Raw genomic sequence first — 26,247 nt, 5'->3', positions numbered from 1 at the left:
CCTAAACAAAAAGATTGCGTATTTTAGCTAAAACTTCATTAATCTTAAATTTAATGCTCGCTCACAAATAGGGCGATTTCGTCGGCTAGCAAGAAATTTGGATTGTAAAAAACGCCGTTTTTGAAATCTAGCTTGCCCTCTGCGCTTAGAATTTGGGCGTTTTTAAGCTCTTTTTCGCGCAAAATTTCGCCCCTCACGCCCAAAAACGAGCGAAATCCAAGGAAAATTTTCTCCAAAATTTTATCCTCTAAGCTTAAATTTTCCACGCTTTTTGCAAGCGGATTTTGTATGTATTCTTCGATACTACCTGCGCCGCTGTATCGCACAAATCCGCTCGTGCCCACAGCGTGCGCGCCAAATCCAGCGTAATCCTCGCCACTCCAATACGCCACATTGTGCGCGCAACGCCTGCCATTTTTGGCAAAATTTGAAATTTCGTATTGCGTAAAGCCTAGTTCGCTAGCTTTTTTAAAGAAAAATTTAGCCAAATTTTCATCATCTCTGGCAAACTCTGCGCGCCCAAAAAATGGCGTGCCAGGCTCCAATGTAAGGGCGTATGCGCTTAGATGCGAAACCCCTGCGCGCGCAAACTGCGCAAGCTCAAATTCTAAATTTTGCTTATCATCAAATTTGCTAGCGTAAATCAAATCCAAATTTATATTTGAAATTCCCGCGTTTTTGGCGTTATCCACGGCTTCAAAAATTTCATTTTTTCCGTGTGCGCGACCTAGAAATTTGAGTTTTTCATCATTGAAACTTTGCGCGCCAAAACTTATGCGATTTACGCCGAATTTTCGCATTTGCTCTATCCATTTGGGCTTGGCAGAATTTGGGTTTGCCTCGGTTGTAATCTCGGCGTCTGGGGCAAAATTTGGCGAGAGTTTTTCAAAAATCTTTTCATAATACTGCGCCGAAATCGAACTTGGCGTGCCGCCACCGATAAAAAGGGTTGAAATTTTGAAATTTTTATTTTTTTTAATGAAATTTGAAATTTCAAAATCCAGCGCGTCAAAGTAGTTTTTAGCTAATTTAAATGCGTCCATGCGTGAGCCAAAGGCGCAATACGGGCACTTTGAGGTGCAAAACGGGATATGAATATAAATATGCAAAATTTCTTCCTAGCCAAATTTAAAGGGCGAAATTTAGCAAAAATTCTTTGAATTTTAGCCAAATTTATACCTATTTTCGCTAATATTTTGCAAATTTTTTTCAAAGAGCTAATATGGAGAAAAATTACAGACCAAATGTCGCAGCTATCGTGCTTGCGCCTTCGTATCCGTTTAGTTGTGATGTGCTTATCGCCCAGCGCAGTGATATACGCGGGGCTTGGCAGTTTCCCCAAGGCGGTATCGACAAGGGCGAGACGCCAAAAATGGCGATTTTACGCGAACTAAAAGAAGAGATAGGCACAGATGATGTCGATATCATAGCCGAGTGTCCGCAGTGGCACAGCTACGATTTTCCAGAGGCTGTGGCGCAAAAAATGCGCCCATGGGACGGGCAAATGCAAAAGTATTTTTTACTAAGATTAAAAAGCCTAAAAGGGCTTGATATCAAAACGCATAAGCCTGAATTTGATGACTTTAAATTTGTAAATGCAAATCAAGTTTTAAAGCATGTAAATCACTTCAAAAAGCCGATTTATGCGCTTGTTTTAAAATATTTTAAAGAGGAGGGATACCTTTAATGCTTATAGTTCAAAAATACGGTGGCACTAGCGTAGGCACATTAGAGCGCATAGAAGCGGTTGCCGAGCGCGTGATAAAGACTAAAAACGAAGGCCATGATTTAGTCGTAGTTGTATCTGCGATGAGTGGCGTTACAAATAGATTGGTCGAGTATGGAGAGTATTTTACAAAAGATCTAAACACTCGCGAAATGGATATGATGCTAAGTGCTGGTGAGAGGGTTACTAGCGCGCTTTTAGCCCTTGCGCTAAATGCAAAAGGCTACCCTGCGGTGGCGTTTTCTGGCAGACAGGCTGGTATCGTAACAGATACAATGCATACCAAAGCTCGCATTAGCTTTATCGATCCGACTAATATGAATAAAGCCATAAAAGAGGGCAAAATCGTCGTAGTAGCGGGTTTTCAGGGCATTACCGAAGAGGGCGATATCACTACTCTTGGCAGAGGTGGAAGCGATCTATCTGCTGTGGCGATAGCTGGGGCGATAAACGCTGATACATGCGAAATCTACACAGATGTCGATGGAGTATATACCACAGATCCACGCATCGAACCAAAGGCTAAAAAACTCGATAAAATCAGCTATGAAGAGATGTTAGAGCTTGCTAGCATGGGGGCTAAGGTTTTGCAAAATCGTAGCGTAGAGTTAGCCAAAAAGCTTAAAGTAAATTTGGTAACTAGAAGTAGTTTTAATAACAACCAAGGAACACTAATAACAGGAGAAGAAAATATGGAAGACGCAGTAATCAGCGGAATAGCATTAGATAGAAATCAAGCAAGAATCACAATCAGAGGCGTAGATGATAGACCGGGCGTTGCGGCTGAGATTTTTTCATCTTTGGCGCAAAAAGAGATAAATGTAGATATGATAGTCCAAAATATCGGCATTGACGGAGCGACAAATTTAGGCTTCACGATTCCACAAAACGAAATGGAACCAGCCTTAGAAATCATGCGCTCAGTAATTTCTAATCCAAAATGCGTAATCGAAAGCGATAACGAGGTCGTAAAAGTCTCAATCGTGGGTGTGGGTATGAAAAGCCACAGCGGTATCGCTTCGCTAGCATTTCGCACACTAGCAGCCGAGGGTATCAATATCCAAATGATCTCAACTAGCGAGATTAAAATTTCGATGATTGTGGCTGAAAAATACGGCGAGCTAGCAGTTAGAGCCTTGCATAAAGCATATAATTTGGATAAATAATGCAAGATTTATACACTTGGAGTGCTAAAACTCTGCAAAACGAGCGAGATATGGAGTGGCTCGAAAATCGCAAAGAGCACTGGATACCGCTACTAGCGACAAAAATGCGTCTGCTATATAGCGGGTATTCGTTTGTGGTGATGTGCGATGATGAGAGAAGGTGGTTTGGCGAATATATCGTCAGCAGGATAAACGATAGCAAAAACACCAGACCGCTTCTGCCATTTTTCGAGTTTTCATCGCTTTATAACCAAGAGATTACCTCCCAAGAACAGGTCGCTTTGCTAAATGATATGCTCTCACTCTCATTTAGCAACGGCTTCATTTATTTTTACATAGGCAGGGGCGATCACACTTACGCCAAAATAGCCAAAAGCCACGAGGATAGCTATTTGTGGCTCATCGACGAGGCATTGCCAAACAGCTTTCAGCTAAGCGAAAACGATGAGAGCCTAGATATCAAACTGCTTCAACTCTTTAAAATTTTAAACAAAAGTATCGACGCGGTGCTTTTTGGTGAAGTTGTGCTTTGAAACTCATTAATCAAATTTTTATAACGAACGATTATGCTGGTTTTAAAGCAAAAATTCTATCTGAATTTTCCCCTAAAAATTTACGCTTTTTCGAAAGCGATGAGCTCAAAATCGACGAAGCTAGAAAGATAATCGACGAAGCCTACATTGCCGAGATAGAAAACAAAATCATCGTAATTAGCGCGGTTAAATTTCGCGACGAGGCGCAAAATGCGCTTTTAAAAATCCTAGAAGAGCCACCGCGCAATACCATATTTTTCCTCGTTGCGCCCTCGATTACGCTTTTATTGCCGACGATTAGATCTAGGCTAATGGTGCAAAATTTGCTTGGCGAGAAAAAGCGCGAGCGCACGGGGCTAAATTTGCGAAAAATCGATTTGAGGCAGATTGATGCGTTTATTAACGAGTGTATAAATAAAGAACGCGTCGGTTCGCTCGACAAATTTGCCCTAAAATCGCTTGTCATGCAACTTGTTATCGAGTGCTTTGAAGCTGGGATTAAATTTAGCGCTAGCGAGTTAGAACACATAAACAAGCTCGTCTATCTCATCGAACACAACGCCAAATCCCACGCTGTATTGCCGCCGCTATTTTTGATAATCAAAGGCAAATAATGAAAATTTTTAAAATTTCAAATAGTGCCGATTTTATGGCACTTTGCGCGCGCATTAATTGTACAAAAGAGGGCGCGAAAATCATGCGCAAAAAATCAATTCTAAACTTTTTTTATATCAAAGATTTGCGCACCCCTGCGGCAAATATCTTAAAGCAAGATGCCCTTAGCATAGGCGCAGAGCTCGTAACGGCTGAGCATGTGATCACAGGCGGGGCAAACTCAGACGCACTTTTGATTGCAAATGATAAGCAGGTTGAAATTCTCTCAAAAAAAGAAAAGGCGCAGGATTTTGGGCTAAAAAATTTGGCGCAGTTTTTGGGGCAAAATTTCGAAAAACCCAAAATTTGCGAGATTATGGGGGTTTTAAATCTAAATTTCGATAGTTTCAATCCCGCTTCTCGCACTCAAAATTTAACCGAAGCAATCGCAAAAATCGAAAAGATGATTGAAGATGGAGCCGATTATATCGACATTGGCGGGGTTAGCTCGCGTCCTGGAAGCCAGTATTGTGGCGCAGACGAAGAGTTTGCGCGCATAAATGGCGTAATAAGCGAAATTTATAGGCAAAATTTACACAAAAAGGTCAAATTTAGCCTTGATAGCTTTGATGAATACTGCGCCCGTTTCGCGCTAGATCACGGATTTAGCCTTATAAACGACATTAGCGCAAATTTAAATTTAATCAGTGTTATCAAAAATTATGGTGCGAAATACTGCCTAATGCACATGCAAAACTCGCCCCAAAATATGCAAATTTCGCCACATTACGGTGATTTGCTAGGCGAGATTGATGAGTTTTTCGCGCGAAATTTGGCGCAAATCGTCCAGCTTGGCGTGGAAGATGTGATTTTGGATGTGGGGATTGGCTTTGGCAAAACGGCTGAACAAAATTTGATTTTAATCAAAAATTTAGAGCATTTTTTGCACCACGAAAAACCGCTTTTGGTGGGGGCTAGCAGGAAAAGCGTGATTGATTTTTACCACAAATCAAGCGTGGAAGAGAGATTGCCGGGATCTTTGTATTTGCATTTGATGGCAGCGCAAAATGGCGCAGGTATCATCAGGGTGCATGATGTGAAAGAACACAGGCAAATGCTGGATTTAAAATCGGCTTATGATAAAATTTTGTTGTGAAAATGGCTAAATTTTATTAGAATTTTATCCAAATTTAGCAATACTTATCAGCTTAAATTTCACAAGGAGGGAATATGAGAAAAATTTGTGTTGGTGTCGCTGCGTTAGCGATATTTGCAGGTAGTTTGAGTGCGAAAGAATTTATCAATATCGGCACAGGTGGAATGACAGGGACTTACTATCCTGTGGGCACTGCGATTTGTCGCCTTGTAAATACCGATAAAAATTTTAAATGCTCAGTTCAATCCACAGGCGGATCGACATACAATGTCAATAATGTCCTTAAAAAAGAGCTAAATTTCGGCTTCGTTCAAAGCGATGTCGTTTATGACAAATACAATGGCAAGGGCAAATTCGAGGGCGAGCCAAATCCAAAACTTCGCTCAGTTATTTCGATTTATCCTGAGCTTTTGGCGTTTGTAGTCGCACGCGATAGCGGAATCAAGGCTTATGCTGACATAGATGGCAAAAAGATAAATTTAGGAAATCCAGGTAGCGGAAACGAAGTAACAAGCACTTTGATTTTTAATGAATACGGCATTGATTTAAACAAAATGGCGCAACGAAGCGTGCTAACCGTGCAAGAGTGCCCAATGGCGCTAAAAGATAAGAAAATCGACGGATATTTCTTTATGGTAGGACACCCAACCGCAAATATCATCGATGTAGCGACATCTATGCCAGTTGATTTGGTTAGCATTGATGAAGCCACAGCTGATAAAATCGTAGAAAAATACCCATATTTCGCAAAAGGCGTGATTCCAAAAGGGCTTTATGAGGGGATTGATTACGACACTACGACGATTGGCGTAAAGGCTGTTTTAGTCGCTGATGAGAGCGAGAGCGATACGGCCGTAAGAGCGATTGTAAAGGCTATTTTAGATAATTTTGACGAGTATAAACAGCTTCACCCTGCGCTAAATTTGGTTAGCAAAGAATCCCTAATCGAAGGTCTTAGCGCACCACTTCACCCAGCGGCTGAGGCGGTATTTAAAGAAGCTGGAATTTTAAAATAAGGCAATAGATGAAAAAAGACGAGCAGGTATTAGAGGTAAAAAGTAGAGAATTTTCGTCGAAAAAGCTATTTTGGCTTGTGACGCTAGTGTGCTTCGCGTGGGCTGTTTTTCAGCTTTATATCGCGTATTTTCCGATAAATGGCACGCGCGCTAGATCTATCCACTTAGGTTTTGCGATTTTTATCATTTTCGCTCTTTTTCCTGCTCGTTCGCACTCTAAGGCGCATTTTTACATACCATTTTATGATTATATTTTGCTTGCTATTGGCACCTTTGCGATACTTTATCCTGCGATTGATTTTTACGGGATTGCGCAAAGACCAGGCGATTATTTGCAAAGAGATGTGGTAATTGCGTTTTTAGGAATTTTTGTTTTATTCGAAGCTGGGCGCCGTATGATGGGTCTAGCGCTTCCGATAATTGCATTTTTATTTTTGCTGTATTGCTATTTTGGGCAGTATATGCCAGATGTCATCGCGCACCGTGGCGCAAGTATCGAAAAGCTAGCCGGACACATGTTTCTTACCACAGAGGGCGTTTTCGGCGTGCCTGTGGGGGTTAGCACAAATTATATTTATCTATTTGTGCTTTTTGGTTCGCTTTTAGAGCGCGCTGGTGCGGGGCAGTATTTCATAAATGTAGCGTTTGCGCTTTTGGGTAGATTTCGTGGCGGACCAGCCAAAGCTAGCGTTATTGCTAGTGGGCTAACCGGTATGGTTAGCGGAAGCTCGACTGCAAATGTCGTTACCGTGGGAACCTTTACGATTCCGCTTATGAAAAAAGCAGGCCTTAGCCCAGTCAAAGCAGGCGCAATCGAGGTCGCAGCTGGCGTAAATGGCCAACTCATGCCACCTATCATGGGCGCGGCTGCCTTTATCATCGCGCAGTTTTTGGGTATGGAATACACGCACATTATGATTGCTGCGCTAATTCCTGCGTTTGCGTGCTATGCGGGGCTATTTTTTATCGTGCATTTAGAGAGCTGTAAGCTAGGGCTTAAAGGAAATTCAAACTACAAAAGAGTTTCAAAGCTAAAACTGATTTTAAGCGGAATTCACTTTTTAATCCCGATTATGGTGCTTTTATACACACTTTTGATTTTGAAGCAAAGTGCCTTTGCAGCGGCATTTAATGCGATTGGTGTGCTATTTATCATAATGGTTTTGCAAGAGCCAGTTCGCAAACTAATCTACAAAGAACAAATTTTAAAACAAGATTTTATCCAAGGTTTTGGCGATATTTTTTGGGCTATGGTCGCAGCGTCGAAAAACATGGTAACAGTCGCAGTCGCCACTGCGTTAGCTGGCGTCATCATCGGCTCTATTTCGCTAACTGGGCTTGGAGCCGTGCTTTCTGATTTGGTTGAGGCAGTTGCTGGGGATAATATTTTGTTGATTTTGCTAATGACGGCGATAATGAGCTTGATTTTAGGCATGGGGCTTCCGACTACGGCGAATTATATCGTGGTTTCTAGCTTAATTGCGCCTGTGATTTTGATTTTAGCTGATAGAAATGATTTGCTTGTGCCTGCGATTGCGGTGCATTTGTTTGTGTTTTATTTCGGAATTTTGGCTGATGATACTCCGCCTGTGGGAATTGCAGCGTATGCCGCCGCAGGTATTGCCAAGGCAAACCCTGTAATCGTGGGCGTGCAGGGATTTATTTATGATTTGCGAACAGCGATTTTGCCGTTTGCGTTTTTTTTCAATAACAAACTTCTTTTAATCGAGTCAATCACCACCCCAATGGATCCAAAGGGTATTACATGGATCTCAGATCCCGCCCAAATCGCGCTTATTTTTGCTAGCGCGCTCATTGGTATGTTTGCGTTTAGCTCCGTGCTTCAAGGCTGGTTTGTGAAAAAATGCAACGCCTTAGAGCGTGTGTTGCTACTATGCGTCGTGCCACTAATGCTCGTGCCAAATATGTGCGTGAGATATTTCGATTTCATCAGTAGCGAATATATCTGCTATGGGGTTGCTTTGGCGATTTATGTGGGGATTTTTGCGTGGCAGTGGTTCGCAAAACCAGAGGGCGAGCAAGCTTAAATGCAAAATTTCAAATGGCAAATTTCAAAGCAGTTAAAAACTGCAATGAGGCAGAAAAATATAGATAATTTTAGCCTTGTTGATTTGGTTGGGGCCCTCTACGACGAGGCGCACCCAGGTCATAGCGAGGATATGAGAGCAGAGGTTTTTGCTATACTTGATGAATATAATCCAAATTTAGATATCGAAATTTTTGATATGGTTTGTAGGGCTTTGGGTATCAAAATCACACTCGGATAAATTTGATATTTTCGTGAATTTTAAAATTTAAAAATGGGGTCAAATTTGACCCCATTGTGCTTTTAAAGCAGAGTTAGAAAGTTATTTCTATGATTTCATAAGGCTTGGTGAAGCTTTCGTCCTTGACTTTGAGCAGGTTTTGAAGCTGTGGTGCTAGGACATAATAGACTATTTTGACATCGACAGTGTAGGTGTTTTGTGGCATAGTTACGCTAAATTCTCTGCTCTCCCCAGCGTTTAATCTCGTATCTTCCTTCAAAGTTTTTGCGGCATACGATAGGGTTTCATCGCCTTTGCTGTCTGTATAGATTGCACGAAGCGCGCCTAAATTTTGCGTTGATAAAATTTTGCCAAGCCTGTCTTTGAATCTGACATGCACTTCAACCGAACGCCCGCTAAATCCTGTCGGAACCTTGTGAGTGGTTAAATTTTTTAAATTTATCACCGCTTTATCGCCGCCTAAGCGATTAAATCTAAGCTCAATCGCCTCTTTTAGGATATCTGAGTTGCGCGCGCCGTTGAAAAAGTGAGATCTGATATCTCTGATAACCGCGCCCTCCCTAGGTGCGCCAGGGGCGATGATTTTTTTGGTCGATTTGCCCATGTGGCAATCCACGCAAAGTTTGGCGTTTTGCACGCCTGCGCCCTCAGCCTGCGTATTATAAATCGAAAGCTTAGATTTGCCGCCTTGTCCTTGGTGGCAAGAGTTGCAAAGCTCGTCGTTGTTTTGGAAAAAATCTCGTTTTTGGCTTTGGTGATACAGCGCGTCAGCCTCGCTCACATCGTATGGGCCAGTAACATAATCCTCGCTCCACGAGAAGCTTTTGTATCCAGAGATACTCGGATCGCTTTGATCTGGTTTGATTTTATCGACATTGTGGCAAATGTAGCATGAAATGCCGTTTTTGACATCTTCGCTTTTGGTAAATTCTTTGACCTTGTCTTTCTCGCCAAGATCAAGCGACAGCGCCACGCTCATCGATACATCGAGCTCTTTGATTTTCATTTTTGCGTTGTGGCATTGACCGCATGATAGCGTTAGACTCTCTTCTAAATTCCCCGTTTCTTTGGCGATTAATGAAATTGATTTTTTGTAAAGTTCGTTAGAATCCTCGTGTGATAGCGCGTGTAGGGATTTGACCCAAGCTTCATGCACATCACTGTGGCAGGTGGCACAGACATTTGGATCAGCGAAATCAGCCTCAGCGGCAAACAAAAATGAGAAACCTAGTCCCAAAAGCCCTAAAAATTTAAACCTCATAATCTCCCTCCAAATCGAAATTTAGGCTATTTTAGCAAAAGAATTCTTAAAATTTTATATTAGTCAAATTACACTTTTTAGATAAATTTAATATTTTTTTTACTCGAATTGCGCTAAATTTCGACGAATTTTTGGAGGTTGAAATTTGAAATTTTTAGAGCAATTTAGCATTATTTTAGGAATTTCTCTGTGCGCTGAAATTTTATCCAAACTTATCCCGCTTAGCATACCAGCTAGTATTTACGGGCTGATACTTATGCTTTTGGCTTTGATTTTTAGGGTGGTTAAAATCTCGCAAATCAGGGAGAGTGCGTCGTTTTTCATGCAGATAATGCCTGTGATTTTTATCCCGGCAGGGGCTGCTATCATCGTAGCTGGCGATGTTTTGATGGCGAATTTTTGGGCAATAATCGTGATTGTGGTGATTTCTACGATTTTGGTAATGGGTGCTAGCGGATTTGTAACGCAGATTTATTACGAAAAAACGCTAGAAAAAGAGCGCAAAAAGCTCTACGAGGACGAAAAATGAGAGAGATACTCATAAATTCGGCGTTTTTTGGCGTTTTTTTGTGTTTGATTTCGTTTCAGGCTGGAATTTATCTGAAAAAACGCTTCAAACTAGCGATTTTCAACCCGCTTTTGGTGGGGACGATTTTGACGGTTTTGACGCTGGTGATAGTGGATATCCCATACGATAAATTTAACGCCAGTGCCGCGCATGTGAGCTTTTTCCTGACACCGATTACGGTGTGTTTGGCGGTGCCATTATACGAACAACTCTCGCTTTTGCGCAAAAATTTTGTCGCGATTTTTGCGGGGCTGTTTGCGGGCGTGCTGGCTGGGACTTGCAGTATTTACGCGCTGGCTTTGATTTTTGGCATAGACCATGCGCTCTATGTGACACTGCTACCCAAATCCGTAACCGCGCCCATTGGCATGGGTATTAGCGAGAGTTTGGGCGGAATCGTAAATTTGACCATGGCGTGCATAATCGCAACGGGGATTTTAGGAAATATATTTGGAGAGGCGATTTTAAGGCTATTTCGCATAAAAAAATCCGTAGCAAAGGGGATTGCGCTTGGGTGCGCAAGCCATGCTATGGGGACAGCAAAAGCCCTTGAAATCGGAGATATCGAGGGCGCAATGGCGTCTTTGGCGATGGCTGTAACCGGGCTTTTTACCGTGGTTGGGGCCAGTATTTTTGCAAACTTTATTTAAGGAAATTTTATGGTAATCACAATCGCTAGACAAACGGGGGCAGGTGGGCGCGAACTAGCCCAAAAATTGGCAGCTAGGCTGGGATACACTTACCTCGAAAAGGCGGATTTGCTCAAACGAGCCGATTCTTTGGGGTGCTTTGAGATGATGTATGAATTCTACAACGAAATGCCCATAAATATGCTCTTGCACGCCATTTCGCACAACGAAATCGCAAACGAAGAGAAGCGCGAACGCATAGCCAAAATTTATCGCCAAATCGCACATGACGGAAATATCATAATTTTGGGGCGTTGCGCTGGGTATTTTTTGCGCAGTAGGGGGGATTTGCTGCGTGTGTTTTTGCGCGCTGAGGACGAGTTTAAACTCGCTCGCCTTGCTAGCGAAACTAAGGGCGATGTCAGGGAGTTTATGGAAAACTCAGACGCTGGCAGAGCGAGCTTTCATAGGTATTACACGAACGAAATTTGGGGCGCGTCGCAAAACTATGATATCTGCATAAATACATCGTTTTGCGGTGTCGATGGCGCGGCGCAAATCGTGGAAAATTTGATTAAATTTAAAGAAAATTTGAGCACAAAATGATTTAAATTTTCAAAACTTATAGCGCGTAGTATAAAATTTTATACAATCAATTTTGAGAGAATTTATTAAAAATTTTGCTTTCAAAATTGATTGATATTGATAAAAGTTATTGACTTATATTCTAAATTTCGTTAAAATACCCCGATTTTTCGCTATTTTCAAAATTACTGTATTTTTGATAAGCAAAATTTACAAATTTTATCCACGGGGGAAATTTATGGATTTTCTAAAAGACTATATTGATTATATAATTATTTCTATTTTGGTTTTTATGAGCTTTTTGGTCGTTTGGTTTAGCATAGAGCGGGTGCTGTTTTACAGAAGAGTATCGCCAAAAGACTACAAAAGCAAGGCGCTGTATGAGGAGGCGTTGAGCAAAAATCTCACCACGCTTTATATCGTGTATTCTAACGCCCCGTATATCGGGCTTTTGGGCACTGTGGCTGGCATTATGATTACATTTTATGACATGGGCGCGAGCGCCAATATCGACGCAAAGGCTATCATGCAAGGCCTTTCTCTCGCGCTCAAAGCCACTGCGCTGGGGCTTTTGGTCGCTGTGCCTACGCTGATGATTTACAATTGCTTTTTGCGCAAAGTCGATGTCATGCTCAATCGCTACGAGGGCTAAAATGCGACTACCTAGGAAAGAGGGGCTAAATATCGTCCCATTTATCGATATTATGCTGGTTTTGCTAGCGATTACGCTTAGCGTTTCGACCTTCATCGCACAAGGGTTAATCAAGGTCGATTTGCCAAGTGCCAAAAGCGCGCAAAGCCCAAGCGAAGAGAAAAAAATCACCATTAAAATTGATGAAAACTCGCAAATTTTCGTCGATGATATTGCCGTGGATAGCGAGGCTTTGAAGTCAAATTTAGAGCATTTGCAAAAGCATGATTTGATTGTTTTAGAAAACGACAAAAACTCCAAATTCGAGGCTTTCGTCATCGTAATGGACGCCCTAAAAGAGCTAAATCACGAAAATTTCGCAATTGTGACGAAAAAAGATGAATAGCGCAATTGGATTTTTTACTTCGCTCGTTTTGCATATTGCCTTGCTTGGGCTTGCGTTTGCGAATTTCAGGGCGCCAAATTTGATGCAAGATGAAGCTCTAAGCGTGATTAGAATCGAAAATTTCGTCGCTTTGAGTGATACTGCGCCCGAAAATGTGGAAAATTTAGCTGAGCAAAATTCACAGCCTGCCCCTGAACCTGAGCCTGCCCCTGAACCTGAACCTGAGCCTGCCCCTGAACCTACGCCAGAACCAGAGCCTACGCCAGAGCCTACGCCAGAGCCTACGCCAGAGCCTGAACCGCTCCCTAAACCTGAGCCAAAACCAAAACCAAAACCAAAAAAAATCGCAAAAGAAAAGGCTATAAAAAAGAATTTCGATAGCAACAAAACAGGCGCAAATTTGCCAAATTTAGCCCAAACTAATGCTAGCGCAGGCGCACCAAAAGCGGGCATGGCAAACATACAAGGCAACGCCAAGAGCGATAATATCGGTGGCGTGATACAAAAAATCATCGCAGCCTATGCGCAAAAAAACTACCCAAAAAGCGCGAAAATGCGTAAGCAAACCGGCGTGGTAAAGGCGGAGTTTTCGTATTTGCCAGGTGGCGCGGTGCAGGGCGCAAAGATCACGGCTAGTTCTGGTGTGGAGGCGCTCGATGAGGCTGTTTTGAAGGCGATAGAGCGCACGAAATCGAAATTTCCGCCCACGACAAGTGCGCGAACTTTTGTCGTAAATGTGCGATTTGTGCTGAAATAAATTTCAAAATTTTGCAAATTTAGCGACTTTAAATTTTAAATTTGTAGATTGCCACGCTCGTTTCACTCGCTCGCAATGACAGATTAAGGAAAATTTACCAGCCATTGTCATTGCGAGCTTTCACAGAAAGCGAAGCAATCTACGAGATTAAATTACGATTTGGTTTTTTAGTAAAGCTTTGCAAAGCGAAGAAGCTTTATTTAAATGATTATTAAATTATTTTATCTTTTTTTTGTGGGCAAGGACGCCAACCTTACGATACTTCTCTACTACCTGTTGAACTCATAGTTCTCTCCTTTAAAAAAATTGGTTTTATTAAATTTGTTATCAAAAAATTGAATACCTTTTTGGTAAATTATCAATATTTATATTTTTTTGTAAAAAATATTTCTTTACTTCACTATATATTTCATCACTATATAGATAAATCATAAAATATCTAATTGATAACGGCGAACCGATTGCAGTTTTAGCCGGATTATCAATTTGAATAGATGAAAAAATTTCAAATCCTTTTAAACTCTTATTCAAAAATATATAAAAGAAAAATCTTATAAAAATATATGAAAAACAAAAAGATACAGCTAAACTAACAATTAATATAGGTTTGTAGAATAAAAATACAACCAACATAATCATAAAATACATAGTGACAATATTTTGTTTGTGATTGCTTACATCACAACAAGTAAAAAATGGTTTTGCCATTTTATTTTCTACAATTTCACATCGCCTTTTTAATTTCCCATAATCATAAAATTCAATATATCTATTTGTAAATTTAATTTTATGGTGTGAAAAATGCGTTTTTTGAAACATAAAAATAATACTTATCCAGCAAATCGGAAAAAGAATAAGCCAAATATCTAAATTACCGCTATTTGCTAGATATAATTTTTCAAATAAATTATAAAAAATCCCACTAATCATTAAAGACGGCACAAATAACGAAAATACAAAAAATTCTTCATAGCTTTGTATTATCAATGGATTTGCATCATAATCCCTAAAATTTGGGTCGGTTTGTTTTTTGTTTTTTAGCCATTGTTGATATTTAGTTTCTTTTTCTTTTGCTTGTTGAATTTTCATTTCGGCTTTTTTAGTCATTTGCTCTGCTTTTTCTCGCATTATTTTTTCATTATCCAAATTTAATCCTTTTATAAAATCTCGGTCAGTATCTGTGATACTGAATTTATCAAATTTTACAAATTCAACCCCGCTTAATCAAATGTAAAATTTAGTAAATCACATTTGAGAGATAAAGTCCATTTGGTGGGGCTGGTATGCGGGTGAGGGCGCGGGAGAGGTCTAGGGGGCGATTTGATTTGAGCGAGGCAAGGGCGTTTGCTAGCATTAATCGCACTTGCGCACGCAAAAAGCCGTTTGCGACGAAATTTACCACGCTGAGATTTTTGTGCGAATACGCGCGCGCTACGAAAATTTCACGAACCGGGCTTTTTATCTCGCTTCCAACCTTCATAAACTCGCTAAAATCGTGCTCGCCGATAAATTTCGCAAGAATCAAATTTAGCTTTTCAATTTCAAATTTGGGCATAAAAATTTGAAAATCGCTTAGAAATGGGTTAAATTCGCCGTGGTTGATGATGTAGCGATACGCCCTAGCTTTGGCGCTGTATCTTGGGTGAAATTCATCGCTTACCACGCGCAGGTCGCGCACGAAAATGTATGGCGCGCAGTGGCGATTGATGAGCTCTTTAAGGCGCGGCAAGCTTTGGTAGAGTTCGCATTTTACGGTGCTTGTTTGGCGCAGGGCATGCACGCCCTTGTCTGTGCGAGAGCTAGTGGTAAGCGCGCCAAAAATCCCGACCCTGCCTAGCGCGATTTTGAGCGTGTCTTCGACGCTACGACCATGTGGCTGGGACTGCGAGCCACAAAATCGCGCGCCGTTATAAGCGTAGGTAAGAAGTAAATTTTGCATTTTAATATCGCGGTTTGATTTTGAAGTTATAATAAATCCAAGATAGGATAAATGTCAGCAAAAATGTCACGCTAATGGCGATTTGTGGGCGTTTGGCTAGTATCATAATCAGCGCAAAATAGCTAAAAAGCACCCCGAAAATCCCAGCGTAAATAAAGCCCTTTTCGTAGCGGTAAGTTACGATTCCAAAGCTTAGCGCAAAAAGCACGCTTGCTAGCGGAAATAGCGAAACAAGCACATAAATGCTGAAATCTTTTTTGCGTTTGTCGTTTTTGCGCATTTCGCGCCAGTATCCTAGCACATCGCTTCCTGTGCGGATATTGCTCTTAGAAAGTGTGCGTATGATAAGCTCGTCAAACTCAGTGATATGCCACTCGTCGCTATCCACGGTGTAGATTTTGCCATCATGCAAAAGTGCGGAAAAGCTTTGATTTTCGCTTATAAACTCGCCTTTTTTGGCGATGATTATGCGCTCATCTTCGCCCTTTTTGCCGTGGTTGTAAAATACTAAATTTTTATAAATTTTGCCGTTTTCGCCCTCGTCTTCACCCTCGATGAAAACCATCCACTCCGAAAATTTCTGCCCAAATTCGCTAGCTTTGATATTTAGCGTGGCGCTGACTTTTTTGTAGTCGATGAAATTGTCTTTGAGATTTTCGGCGATTGGCATCATCACAAGCGAAATAAAGAGCAAAAGAACCGAAAAAATCGCCGCAATCACGCCGAAAAACACAGCGATTTTGCGCGTAACATAACCGATAGTAAAAAGCACGATTGTCTCGTTTTCTTTCGAAAGGCGGAAAAGCGCCATGCTAAGGGCGACAAAAAAGGCAATCGGCACGGTGAAAATGAGAATTCGCGGTAGCATAAAAAGGTAGAGTTTGATTAGCTCTATCAAATTTATCTCGATAAATGAGGTAATGCGCGCAATCTGCAAGAAAAACACAATCGACATAATGATAAAAAGCGTGCTAAATAGCGACGCAAACGAGCTTATGAAGTTGCTAAATAGGTATTTTTGAACTCTATCCATAAATCATTTCCAAAAGCTCTAAAATTTGAGCTTTGAATAAAATCGTAAGCAAAAGCCCAGCTGATAAAAACGGCACAAACGGCAGTTCGTAGCCTTTTTTGTTGGCGATTGCGTATGCTGGCAAGGTCAAAATCGCGCCGATATAAATCGCGATACCGCCTAGCTTCCAGCCCAAAATCGCGCCAATGATTATGGCGATAAAAATATCGGCTGAGCCCATGGCTTCGCGCTTTAAGACCTTTGTGATGATGAGACGAAGGGCGAAAAACGCTAGCCCATACCCAGCAGCTGGATACAGCAAGCTAATGTCAAAATCATAAAGCAAAGGATAGACTAAGCTAAGTGCAGTAGCTGTGAAAAGTAGGCTATCTGGCACGGCCTTGAACTCGAAATCGATTGCCGAAAGTGCTAGTAAAAGTATGAAAAGTAGCGCTAAAATAGCGGCTTTGATGATATCTAGCTCGCAGATATACGCGCTCGCGGCTAGCGCGCCAGCTAAAAACTCCACTATGGGATAGCGGATAGAGATTTTTTCTTTGCAAAATGCGCATTTTCCGCCCAAAAACAGCCATGAAAACAGCGGGACATTGTGGTAAAATTTCAGCGGAGTGCCACATTTAGGGCAGTGCGAAGCAGGGAAGTTGATACTCTCGCCACGCGGAAGCCTGTGGATTAAGACATTGCTAAACGAGCCGACACAGATGCCAAAAAGGGCGAAAATCGCCATATAAAGGTAGTATTCCATAAAAATCCATTATTAAGTTGATAAATTTTGCAAACGGCTATTTTACAATTTTTTGGCTAAATTTTGGGCAAATTCGGGAGTGAAATTTAAAATTTACGAAATTTGCTGTCATTGTGTAAATTAATAGTGTTGCTAAATTTGTCATTGCGAGGAGCTGTGTGGTAGCAACGAAGCAACCTACGAGTTAAAAATTTAAAGCATGCAAATTTGCACTCGTTGCGAGCTTTCGTAGAAAACGAAGTAATTTGAAGAATTATCATTGAATTTTGGAATTTTATTTTGGAAATACTGCGCCGAAATTTTATAATTCCAAAATTTTAAAATTCAAAATCTTTTAAATTTTATTAGATTGTTTGAATTTTGTGTATTTTTGTTTTGTGATATTATAAACCACCAAATCTGCGATTTTTGTTTTTAAATTCGCTGATAATTTGCGATAATTCTGCGTTAGAAAATTCTGGCCACAAAGTATCGCTAAATGCAAGTTCGGCGTAACTTGCCTGCCAAAGCAAGAAGTTTGAAATGCGTTTTTCGCCACCTGTGCGGATTAGCAAATCCACATCGCCACTTCTAGCGGTATCTAGGTGCGCTGAAATTTCGCTCTCGCTAAATTCGCCCCCAGCGTTTGAAATTTCACGACACGCTCGCACGATTTCATCACGCGCGCCGTAATTTATCGCCAAATTTAGATTTAAATTCGCACAATTTTGCGTAAAATTTTGCAAATCATAAATTTTGCTTTTCAAATCATCGCTAAATTTCGCTATATCTCCGACGGCTTTGAAATTTATCCCATTTGCCAAAAAACTTTCTTTTTTATCAACCAAAAATTTCGCCAAAAGCTTCATCAAAAACTCAACTTCGCTTTTTGGTCGCTTCCAATTTTCGGTGCTAAATGCGTAAAGAGTTAGATTTCGGATTTTTTCGTTTATGCAAAATTCGCAGACACTCTGCACGACCTGTGCGCCCACTTCGTGCCCGCCAGTGCGCAGAAGGGCGCGTTTTTTAGCCCAGCGCCCATTGCCGTCCATAATGATTGCTAAATGGTTTAATTGATTCACGATTTAGATTTTTTTAAGTTCGTTTGCTAGTTTTAGCGCGATTTCATCTTTGCTCGCAGTGTCTAGCTCGGTAATAAAATCGTTTGTCAAAAGCGTGATTCTCGTGACATCGCCACCTAGTTTTACCACATCATCTAGCGTATTTAGGCACACTGCGTCGAGATTTTTCTCATCTAGCATGCGTTTTGCTTCGTTTAGTGCGGTCTCTTTGTCGGTTTCGAGCTTGAAGCCGATTTTTTTGATATTTGCATGCACTGAGCTTAGGATATCATCGGTCTTGCCAAGGCGCAGGTTCCACACATCGCCGATTTCTGTCTTTTTGACCTTGCCTTTGTAGCGGACTTTTGGAGTGTAGTCGCTAACAGCTGCTGCCATTATCAGGTATGAGCCATCAGGGAATTTCGTGCTATCAAGGGCTGATTTTAGACCGATTGTGCTCTCAAAAATCGTAAGTTTATAAGGCAAATTTGGATAATCCACGCTCGAAATCAGCGTTACATTTGCGCCTAGATAATAAAATGCGTCCGCGATTGCCTTTGAGGTTTTTCCGCTAGAAAAATTTGTAATTCCGCGGATATTGTCGATTTTCTCGGTTGTTGGACCGCCTGTGATGACGACATTTTTGCCTTCCCAAAATTTATCCTTATGGATTGCGCGTTTTACGGTTTGAAGTATCGCCTCTGTGGTGGCTAGGCCACCTTTGCCCTTTTCGCCACAAGCTAGCATTTTTTCGATAGGCTCGACAAACAAGGCTTTGACATTGCTTTTTAAAATTTCAATGCAGTTTTGGGTTATGTTGTTTTCAAGTAGCGCAGGATTGGCTGCTGGTGCGATTACGACCTTGGCTTTGGCGAAGGCTGCGTTTATGGTTTGTAAAAATACATTATCGCAAACTCCCCAAGCAAGCTTGTTTATCGTATTTGCCGTAGCAGGAGCGATTAAGACTAAATCTACTTTTGAGTAGTTTATGTGATTTACCCCTTTTTGCCAGTCTTCGTTGCCGCTGCATAGCACAGGGTGATCGCACAAAGCCTCGAAAGCCTTGTAGCTCACAAACTCGCTCGCACCCTCGCTAAGTGCGACATAAACATCGAAATTCGCCTTTTTAAGCGCAGAGAGAATTTCAAACGCTTTATAAAAACTAATGCTTCCACAAACTGCTAGTAAAATTTTCTTCTTACTCATTGTTGCTCCTAAAAAATTTATAGAAAAATTCAGCTTTGTTTGTTTGTTTTGATCTAGCTATCGCTAGTGCGCCATTTGGGACATCTGAAACGATAGTTGAGCCCGCTGCTATGATGACATCATTGCCTATTTTAACTGGGGCTACGAACTGCGTATCAGAGCCTACGAAGACATTTTTTCCGATTATGGTTTTGTATTTTTTCTTGCCGTCATAGTTGCATGTAATCGTGCCGCAGCCGATATTTGTGCCACTACTAATCTCACAATCTCCAAGATAGCTTAAATGGCCTGCTTTGATATTATTAACCTTTGCATTTTTTAGCTCGACGAAATTTCCGATATGAGTGCCCACAATCTCGCATTTTGGGCGTATGTGCGCCATAGGGCCAAGGTCAGAATTTTTGATAAGTGAGCTTTCGACTACGCTTGAACTTTTGATTATAGAGTTTTCGATCACGCACTCGCCGATAATGCTGACATTTTCTTGCAATTCACACTCGCCGATAAATTTCGCCCTGCAATCGATATAAATCGTGCTAGGAAGGCGCATTAGCACGCCAGCTTTCATCAAGCGCTCTTTTATGCGATTTTGCATAATTTCCTCAGCCACGCTTAGCGCAAATTTATCATTTATGCCCATGAAATTTTGCTCATCAACCCACACAGCAGAGCATTTTAAGCCCATATCCTTGGCAATTTTTATGCTATCTGTGAGGTAATACTCTTTTTGGGCGTTGTTTGGTGCGATTTGAGGCAGTATTTTTTCTAGCACCTTTGTGTCGAAGCAATAGCACCCAGCATTAGCGTCGCAAACTAGTTTTTCTTCCTCGCTAGCGTCCTTTTGCTCGACGATTTTTAAAATTTCGCCGTCTTTTGTGATAACCCTGCCATATCCAAATGGATCTTTTGCGCGAAATACGCTTAGGGCGACATCTGCGTCGCTACTGCAAAGCGAGCGCAAATCCGCGCTGTCGATTAGTGGCATATCGCCGCATACGATTAGAGTTTTTTGGCTATCAAATTTGATATCTTTTAGTGCGCCTGCGGTGCCTGGGAAGTTTTCGTGGTCTTGTTTGTAAATTTTGGTGTTTGGATACTCGCTCAAAACTGCCTCTTTGACACGATCAAATTGATAGTGCAAAATCACGCTCACATCATCGCTAATCTCATACGCGCGCTCTAAAACATGGCTTAACATCGACTTTCCGCAAAGCTCAAATAGGACTTTTGGGCGGTCTGACTTCATACGCGTGCCAAAACCAGCGGCTAGAATTACTACTGAAATTTCACTCATAATTTTCCTAAAAAATAAAAATTTAGGGATTTTATCACAGCAAAGATTAATAAAAGATTACTTTTGCGGGCTGAAATTTTAAAATTTACCGCTAAAAAAATTTGTAATTTAAATTTAAACTCAAATTTTATAAAATCCTTAGAATTTTTAAAATTTTGGGGCAAATTTTGACAAAACTTATCATCGTTACCTTTATTTGGGCGTTTAGCTTTTCGCTGATTGGCGAGTTTTTGCGCGGGATTGATAGCGCGTATTTGGCGCTTTCGCGCGTGGCTTTGGCGTTTGTGTGCTTCGTGCCGTTTATGAAAATTAGGGGTGTAAATTTGCGCCTAGCAGGGCAAATTTGCGCGATTGGCGCAGTGCAAATTGGCATAATGTATATTTTTTATTACAAAAGTTTTGCGTATCTTAAAGTCTATGAAGTGGCGCTTTTTACGATATTTACGCCGTTTTATGTAACGCTGATATATGACGCGTTTGCTAGGCGTTTTCGCTCGCTTTATCTACTTAGCGTCTCATTTGCGGTTTTAGGGGCGTTTGTGATTAAATTTAATGGCATAAATTCTGAGTTTTTAACCGGATTTTTGCTGATTCAAGGGGCGAATTTGTGCTTTGGTGCAGGTCAGAGCGCGTATAAATATCTGTGCGAAAGCAAGGGCCTTGGCGAGCAAAAAGAGCTTTTTGGCTATTTTTTCCTAGGCGCGGTGATTGCGTGCGCGCTTGTGGCGGCGCTTTTTGGAAACGCGGCGAAATTTAATCCAAACGCAGAGCAGGTCGCAATCATAATTTTTATGGGCGTGGTAAGCTCCGCGCTTTGCTATTTTTTGTGGAACAAAGGCGCTTGCGAAGTTGATGCTGGCATGCTTGCGATTATGAATAACGCTCTAATCCCAGCCGCGATTATCGTAAATTTAGCCCTTTGGCATAAAGACGCTGAGCTTGGCAAATTCCTAATCGGTAGCGTGATAATCGCATTTTCACTAATCCTACACAAAAAAATAATGAAATTTTACGCAAAAGCCTAAATTTGGTTAGTTTTGATTAGCTTTCGTAAAATTTAGAGATAGAAATTGTAATTAAAATTTCGCAAAATTTCATTAGGTTTAAATTTGTTCGCTAAAATTGCGGATTTGAATTTAAAAAAAAGTTGGAGAAGATGAAAAAAATAGTCAAAATTTTAGTTATTTTAGCCCTGATTTTGGGCGGATATTTCGCGTATAAAAAATTTGGCGCAAAAGATGAAGCCCCAAAAATCCTAACCACAAAAATGCAAAAAGGCAATATCCGTGGCACCGTGACAGCCACTGGCGAGGTTTATGCGCAAGAGTTAGTCGATGTGGGTGCGCAAGTAGGCGGTCAAATCAAAAAGCTCTATGTCAAAGTCGGCGATGTGGTCAAGGCTGGCGATATGATAGCCCAAATCGACTCAGTTACCCAAGAAAACAATATCGCCAAGGAAAAGGCGCAGTTAAATATCTATGAGGCAAATTTGGTTTCAGCCAAAATAGCTAGCGATAATGCCCAGATCCAATACAACCGCGAGCTTAAACTCTATAAAGCAAACGCGACCTCGAAAGAAGCCTTAGAAAACGCCAAAAACAATCTCGCTGCAAAAGAGGCAGCCAAAAAACAGATCGAAGCGCAAATCGAGCAGACCAAACTCTCTTTAAGCACAGCTGAGACAAATTTAGGCTACACCAAAATCACAGCCCCTACTGGCGGGACAATCGTATCAGTCCCGGTCGAAGAGGGAAAGACGGTCAATGCCAACCAAACCACGCCAACAATCGCAAAAATCGCGGATTTAAGCAAAATGGAGATAAAAATGGAAGTCGCCGAGGGCGATATTTCTAAAATCAGCGTCGGCACGCCGGTAGAATACTATATTCTCTCAAATCTCAACGATGTGCGCCAAGCCCATGTCTCACACATAGACCCAGGTCTTACTACGCTAAGTGATGGCAGCTACGACAAGGCTAGCACGAGCGCGAGCTCATCAAAAAGCGCTGTTTATTTTTATGTCAAATCCTCAATCGACAATAGAGATAATTACCTAAAAATCGGCATGACGACAGAGTGCGAAATCATCGTAAATCACGCAGAAGATACAAACTATCTGCCAACTTCTGTGATTAAACGCGATGAAAATGGGGATTATGTCATGGTAAAAAGGGCTTTTGGCTCAGAGAAAACCTATATCAAAAAGGGTATTAGCGATGATTTAAATACCGAAATTTTGGGTGGTTTGAGCGATGATGATGAGATTATCATCGCAGATGGTTCAAACGCCAATCAAATCGGCGATGGCAGTGGCGGACGCGCTCCTAGAATGAGATTTTAAAATTTAAAATTTAGCCATGATAAAGTTAGAAAATATAAACAAAAAATTCAAACTCGGCGACGATGAGGTTCATATCCTAAAAGATATAAATTTGCATATAAAAGCTGGCGAATTCGTATCAATCATCGGTCAAAGCGGTAGCGGAAAATCCACGCTGATGAATATCATTGGCTGTATTGATACCCCAACTAGCGGAAGCTATAAAATCGACGATAAAGAGGTTGCTAAGCTTAGTTCAGATGAGCTTGCAAGCCTTAGAAGCAAGAAATTTGGCTTTGTTTTTCAAAAATACAATCTCATCGCCTCAATCGACGCTACCGAAAATGTCGCCCTACCAGCCGTGTATGCAGGCGTGCCATCTCATGCTAGGATCAAGCGCGCAATAGAGCTTTTAGAAGGTTTAGAGCTAGGCGATCGCACGAAAAATTTGCCAAACAAACTCTCAGGCGGACAACAGCAACGCGTCTCTATTGCAAGAGCTCTCATAAATGGTGGCGAGATAATCCTAGCCGATGAGCCAACAGGCGCGCTTGATAGCAAATCTGGCGTCATGGTAATGGAGATTTTAAAAAAACTCCACGAAGAAGGTCATACTATAATCGTCGTAACCCACGATAGCAATGTCGCCTCAATCGCTGATAGGATTGTCGAGATCAAAGACGGGCAAATTTTAAGCGATAATGTCAAAATGGGGCGCACCTTTGATTTACATAAAGAAAAGCTAGAAAAAGAAAGCTCGCTTTTCTCCGCCAAAGATCAGTTTATAGAGAGCTTTAAAATGTCAGTTAGCGCGATATTTTCGCATAAGTTGCGCTCGATTTTGACAATGCTTGGAATTATAATCGGAATTGCCTCGGTTATCTGCGTCGTTGCCCTAGGAAACGGCTCAGAGGAGAGGATTTTATCAAATATCCGCTCGATTGGCACAAATACTATCAGTGTCTATCCGGGGCGAAATTTCGGCGATATTAGAGCAGGCGGGATAAATACTCTAACCAAAAACGACTCCCTAGCATTAGCGCACCAGCCTTATGTGGATTATTCTACGCCAAACTCACGCACGAGCGGAACGCTAACTTACGCTAGTATGAGTGCGACGGGGCAGGTTTTTGGCGGTGATGTAAATTCGCTCGCAGTTAGCGGAATAGATGTGGTAGAGGGGCGAAATTTCAACGAAGATGATATAAAATACTCAAATTCTGTCATCATCATCGATCAAAACACCAAAAAAACGCTATTTAAAGGCGTGGAACCACTTGGAAATACGATTTTATTCAACGGCAGGGCTTTACGCATAATCGGCATAGCTGGCGAGGATAAAAACGCCTTTGGTAGTAGCGAGAGTTTGCGCGTGTATGCGCCATATACGACCGTGATTGATAAAATTTCAGGCGATAGGCAGATTAGCTCGATTACGGTCAAAATCAAAGACGATGTCAGCACCGCAATGGCTGAGGAGAGTATCACACAGCTACTAATCCAGCGCCACGGCACGAGGGATTTTCATACGCGAAATTCAGATACGATTAAGCAAACGATAGAGAGCACGACAGGCACGATGAAAATTTTAATCGGCTCAATCGCCTTTATTTCGCTAATCGTGGGTGGAATCGGCGTAATGAATATCATGCTAGTCTCAGTTACCGAGCGCACCAGAGAGATCGGAATCCGCATGGCAATCGGCGCCAAAGAGGGCAATATCTTGCAACAATTCCTAATCGAGGCGATTTTGTTATGCTGGTTCGGCGGAATTTTGGGAATTTTGTTTGCGCTTTTAATCGGATTTAGTTTTAACTCGCTAAGCCCTGATTTTTCGATGAAATTCACCATTGCACCGATACTCGTATCCTTTGCGGCCTCATCTGCTATCGGGATAATTTTCGGGTATTTGCCAGCAAGAAGTGCAAGCAAACTAAACCCAATCGACGCATTAGCACAGGAGTAGAGATGAAATTTAATATATTTGTAAGCGCAGTTTTCGTGGCGTTTTTTGGCGGGTGTGCCGCGATAAATAGCAACCTTGATTACGAAGTGCAAGATAGCTTTATAGACGAAAACGAAACCTATGAAATCGCGCAGGATTGGTATAAGGGATACAATCAGCCATATTTAAATGCCCTTGTTGATGAGGCTTTGGCGAAAAACCACGATTTGCGCGCAGCGGCGTTAAATTTGGAGCGCGCGTATGCGAATTTAGGTCTTAGCAAAGAGGATTTATTCCCTACGCTTGGGGCTTCGTGGGGAGCGGGTACGAACCGCGATATTAGCAGAAGCGATGAGTGGAGCAAGACTTATAGCTCTGGCTTTAATGTCAGCTATGAACTAGATCTTTTTGGGCGGATTCGTTCGAACATAAATGCTAGCGAGTGGGACGCGAGTGCGAGTGTGTTTGACTTGCAAAACGCCCGTTTGACGCTGATAAATTCGGTCGTGAGCGGATATTTTGAGATGCTTTATCTAAACGACGCGCTAAAATGGACGAAGCAAAATTTAAAAGATTATGCGCAAATCGAGCAAATCGTCAAGGCAAAATATGATTACGGCAGATCTGAGCTCATCGAATACAAGCAGGTGCAAAACAGCATTTTGAGCCTTAAAAACCGCGTTTTGGAAATCGAGAAAAATATCGAGGATAACCGCAAATTTATGCGTGATTTAATCTCGCCTGAATTGGAGTTTCGCGCAGATTTGCCAAGCATTGAGAGCGTGAAATTTCTAGGCGCAGACCTTAGTGTGCCTTACACTGCTTTGCATAATCGCCCAGACATTAGAGCCGCGATTTCTAGGCTAAATGCGGCGTTTTATGACCACAGACGCGCAAGGCTAAATTTCTTCCCGCGCGTAAATTTGGGCGCAGGGTTAAATTCAGCAAATACAGATAAATTTAGCGATGGATTTGATTTGAAATTTTTGAGCGGAAATGTCAGCATTAGTCTGCCGTTTTTGGACTATGGACGGCTAAAATCGCAGTTAAGGATAGCTGAGGTGGATTTTTACGCTTACCGAAATTCTTACGAAAAAACCCTAAGTGGCGCAGTAAATGAGACGCTAAATTTGTATAGAATTTACGAAATCAATCGCGCAAGGCTTGCAAATTTAGCCGATACTTACAAAACAGCCAGCGAGATTGAGCGGATTTACCGCGTCAAATACGACGCAGGTGCTAGCGAACTAAAAGATTTTTTGGAGGCTAGATCGAGTGCGATTTCGGCGCGAATAAATCTACTTGCGCAAAGATATGCGAGTATGCAAAATGAAATTTCGATTTACCGCGCTATGGCTGGTAAATTTCGCCAAAAATTTTAAATTTTAAAATTTGTTTAGCATTGAAAA

General features: G+C 41.5%; 27 protein-coding genes. 18 read left to right on the top strand and 9 right to left on the bottom strand.

From position 1 onward, the window contains the following. Positions 1-50: 50 nt before the first annotated feature. The gene (gene hemW / locus OFO12_RS04720; protein ID WP_270869664.1) at positions 51-1,109 is read right to left on the bottom strand and encodes a radical SAM family heme chaperone HemW; all 1,059 of its coding nucleotides are present in this window, start codon (positions 1,107-1,109) and stop codon (positions 51-53) included. A gap of 113 nt (positions 1,110-1,222) precedes the next feature. Between hemW and OFO12_RS04715 the strand changes: the two genes are divergently transcribed. From OFO12_RS04715 to OFO12_RS04680, 8 genes are all read left to right on the top strand, one after another. Next, on the top strand, positions 1,223-1,687 hold the full coding sequence (locus OFO12_RS04715) for an RNA pyrophosphohydrolase (protein WP_270859098.1): 465 nt from the start codon (positions 1,223-1,225) through the stop codon (positions 1,685-1,687). Next, positions 1,687-2,892 (top strand): aspartate kinase, encoded by a 1,206-nt coding sequence (locus OFO12_RS04710; RefSeq protein ID WP_270859097.1) that lies wholly within the window; start codon positions 1,687-1,689, stop codon positions 2,890-2,892. Before OFO12_RS04715 ends, OFO12_RS04710 begins: the two co-directional genes overlap by 1 nt. Beyond that, the gene (locus OFO12_RS04705; RefSeq protein WP_270869663.1) at positions 2,892-3,425 is read left to right on the top strand and encodes a HobA family DNA replication regulator; all 534 of its coding nucleotides are present in this window, start codon (positions 2,892-2,894) and stop codon (positions 3,423-3,425) included. The genes OFO12_RS04710 and OFO12_RS04705 overlap by 1 nt, the downstream gene beginning before the upstream one ends. Continuing rightward, entirely contained in the window at positions 3,422-4,039 is a 618-nt protein-coding gene (locus OFO12_RS04700; protein WP_270869662.1) for a DNA polymerase III subunit delta', read from the top strand. Before OFO12_RS04705 ends, OFO12_RS04700 begins: the two co-directional genes overlap by 4 nt. After that, the gene (folP, locus tag OFO12_RS04695; RefSeq protein WP_270869661.1) at positions 4,039-5,175 is read left to right on the top strand and encodes a dihydropteroate synthase; all 1,137 of its coding nucleotides are present in this window, start codon (positions 4,039-4,041) and stop codon (positions 5,173-5,175) included. Before OFO12_RS04700 ends, folP begins: the two co-directional genes overlap by 1 nt. Positions 5,176-5,249: 74 nt before the next feature. Then, positions 5,250-6,191, top strand: coding sequence for a TAXI family TRAP transporter solute-binding subunit (locus tag OFO12_RS04690; RefSeq protein ID WP_270869660.1), 942 nt, complete (start codon positions 5,250-5,252; stop codon positions 6,189-6,191). 8 nt (positions 6,192-6,199) lie between these two features. Continuing rightward, positions 6,200-8,239, top strand: coding sequence for a TRAP transporter permease (locus OFO12_RS04685; RefSeq protein WP_270869659.1), 2,040 nt, complete (start codon positions 6,200-6,202; stop codon positions 8,237-8,239). Beyond that, on the top strand, positions 8,240-8,479 hold the full coding sequence (locus OFO12_RS04680) for a hypothetical protein (protein WP_270869658.1): 240 nt from the start codon (positions 8,240-8,242) through the stop codon (positions 8,477-8,479). It abuts the gene before it with no gap. Between the two features lie 73 nt (positions 8,480-8,552). Here OFO12_RS04680 and OFO12_RS04675 read toward each other — a convergent pair whose 3' ends face one another. Continuing rightward, positions 8,553-9,740 carry an ammonia-forming cytochrome c nitrite reductase subunit c552 gene (locus OFO12_RS04675; RefSeq protein ID WP_270868331.1) on the bottom strand — a complete coding sequence of 396 codons (1,188 nt, stop codon included), beginning with the start codon at positions 9,738-9,740 and terminating at the stop codon, positions 8,553-8,555. 145 nt (positions 9,741-9,885) lie between these two features. Between OFO12_RS04675 and OFO12_RS04670 the strand changes: the two genes are divergently transcribed. The 6 genes from OFO12_RS04670 (at position 9,886) to OFO12_RS04645 (ending at position 13,316) form a co-directional block, all read left to right on the top strand. Then, a complete protein-coding gene (locus OFO12_RS04670; RefSeq protein WP_270861882.1) occupies positions 9,886-10,269 on the top strand; it encodes a CidA/LrgA family protein in 384 nt (127 codons plus the stop codon). After that, positions 10,266-10,958 carry an LrgB family protein gene (locus OFO12_RS04665; protein WP_270864542.1) on the top strand — a complete coding sequence of 231 codons (693 nt, stop codon included), beginning with the start codon at positions 10,266-10,268 and terminating at the stop codon, positions 10,956-10,958. The genes OFO12_RS04670 and OFO12_RS04665 overlap by 4 nt, the downstream gene beginning before the upstream one ends. Before the next feature lie 9 nt (positions 10,959-10,967). Continuing rightward, positions 10,968-11,543, top strand: coding sequence for a cytidylate kinase-like family protein (locus OFO12_RS04660; protein WP_270869657.1), 576 nt, complete (start codon positions 10,968-10,970; stop codon positions 11,541-11,543). A gap of 217 nt (positions 11,544-11,760) precedes the next feature. Beyond that, positions 11,761-12,174: a TonB-system energizer ExbB gene (exbB, locus tag OFO12_RS04655; protein ID WP_270869656.1), complete on the top strand. Its 414-nt coding sequence runs from the start codon at positions 11,761-11,763 to the stop codon at positions 12,172-12,174. Position 12,175: 1 nt separating this feature from the next. Further along, positions 12,176-12,559 carry a TonB system transport protein ExbD gene (gene exbD / locus OFO12_RS04650; RefSeq protein WP_270869655.1) on the top strand — a complete coding sequence of 128 codons (384 nt, stop codon included), beginning with the start codon at positions 12,176-12,178 and terminating at the stop codon, positions 12,557-12,559. Further along, positions 12,552-13,316, top strand: coding sequence for an energy transducer TonB (locus OFO12_RS04645; RefSeq protein ID WP_270869654.1), 765 nt, complete (start codon positions 12,552-12,554; stop codon positions 13,314-13,316). Before exbD ends, OFO12_RS04645 begins: the two co-directional genes overlap by 8 nt. Before the next feature lie 327 nt (positions 13,317-13,643). Here OFO12_RS04645 and OFO12_RS04640 read toward each other — a convergent pair whose 3' ends face one another. The 7 genes from OFO12_RS04640 to glmU form a co-directional block, all read right to left on the bottom strand. Beyond that, positions 13,644-14,462: a hypothetical protein gene (locus OFO12_RS04640; RefSeq protein WP_270869653.1), complete on the bottom strand. Its 819-nt coding sequence runs from the start codon at positions 14,460-14,462 to the stop codon at positions 13,644-13,646. Between the two features lie 91 nt (positions 14,463-14,553). Beyond that, positions 14,554-15,255 (bottom strand): tRNA pseudouridine(38-40) synthase TruA, encoded by a 702-nt coding sequence (truA, locus tag OFO12_RS04635; RefSeq protein WP_270869652.1) that lies wholly within the window; start codon positions 15,253-15,255, stop codon positions 14,554-14,556. A gap of 1 nt (position 15,256) precedes the next feature. Beyond that, complete coding sequence (locus tag OFO12_RS04630) at positions 15,257-16,288, bottom strand: LptF/LptG family permease (RefSeq protein ID WP_270869651.1); 1,032 nt, start codon at positions 16,286-16,288, stop codon at positions 15,257-15,259. Continuing rightward, positions 16,281-17,033, bottom strand: coding sequence for a prepilin peptidase (locus OFO12_RS04625; RefSeq protein WP_270869650.1), 753 nt, complete (start codon positions 17,031-17,033; stop codon positions 16,281-16,283). Before OFO12_RS04625 ends, OFO12_RS04630 begins: the two co-directional genes overlap by 8 nt. Before the next feature lie 383 nt (positions 17,034-17,416). Beyond that, positions 17,417-18,094, bottom strand: a complete 678-nt coding sequence (gene uppS, locus OFO12_RS04620; RefSeq protein WP_270869649.1) for a polyprenyl diphosphate synthase — start codon at positions 18,092-18,094, stop codon at positions 17,417-17,419. Positions 18,095-18,097: 3 nt separating this feature from the next. Beyond that, positions 18,098-19,279 carry a bifunctional phosphopantothenoylcysteine decarboxylase/phosphopantothenate--cysteine ligase CoaBC gene (gene coaBC / locus OFO12_RS04615; protein ID WP_270859075.1) on the bottom strand — a complete coding sequence of 394 codons (1,182 nt, stop codon included), beginning with the start codon at positions 19,277-19,279 and terminating at the stop codon, positions 18,098-18,100. Next, positions 19,272-20,573, bottom strand: a complete 1,302-nt coding sequence (gene glmU, locus OFO12_RS04610; RefSeq protein ID WP_270869648.1) for a bifunctional UDP-N-acetylglucosamine diphosphorylase/glucosamine-1-phosphate N-acetyltransferase GlmU — start codon at positions 20,571-20,573, stop codon at positions 19,272-19,274. Before glmU ends, coaBC begins: the two co-directional genes overlap by 8 nt. Before the next feature lie 167 nt (positions 20,574-20,740). On the opposite strand from glmU, the gene OFO12_RS04605 reads away from it, so the two are divergent. The 4 genes from OFO12_RS04605 to OFO12_RS04590 all read left to right on the top strand — a co-directional run bounded on the left by OFO12_RS04605 (position 20,741) and on the right by OFO12_RS04590 (position 26,220). Continuing rightward, positions 20,741-21,598 (top strand): EamA family transporter, encoded by an 858-nt coding sequence (locus tag OFO12_RS04605; protein ID WP_270869647.1) that lies wholly within the window; start codon positions 20,741-20,743, stop codon positions 21,596-21,598. A gap of 131 nt (positions 21,599-21,729) precedes the next feature. Beyond that, positions 21,730-22,914: an efflux RND transporter periplasmic adaptor subunit gene (locus tag OFO12_RS04600; protein ID WP_270869646.1), complete on the top strand. Its 1,185-nt coding sequence runs from the start codon at positions 21,730-21,732 to the stop codon at positions 22,912-22,914. Positions 22,915-22,930: 16 nt separating this feature from the next. Then, positions 22,931-24,859: a MacB family efflux pump subunit gene (locus OFO12_RS04595; protein ID WP_270869645.1), complete on the top strand. Its 1,929-nt coding sequence runs from the start codon at positions 22,931-22,933 to the stop codon at positions 24,857-24,859. 2 nt (positions 24,860-24,861) lie between these two features. Then, positions 24,862-26,220 (top strand): TolC family protein, encoded by a 1,359-nt coding sequence (locus OFO12_RS04590; protein ID WP_270869644.1) that lies wholly within the window; start codon positions 24,862-24,864, stop codon positions 26,218-26,220. Positions 26,221-26,247 lie beyond the last annotated feature (27 nt).

Source organism: Campylobacter sp. JMF_04 NA10, assembly GCF_027737655.1.
In the GTDB taxonomy this organism is placed as follows: Bacteria; Campylobacterota; Campylobacteria; order Campylobacterales; family Campylobacteraceae; genus Campylobacter_B.
Note: the sequence above shows the minus strand (reverse complement) of the source record. Positions and strands in the feature narration are given on the sequence as shown.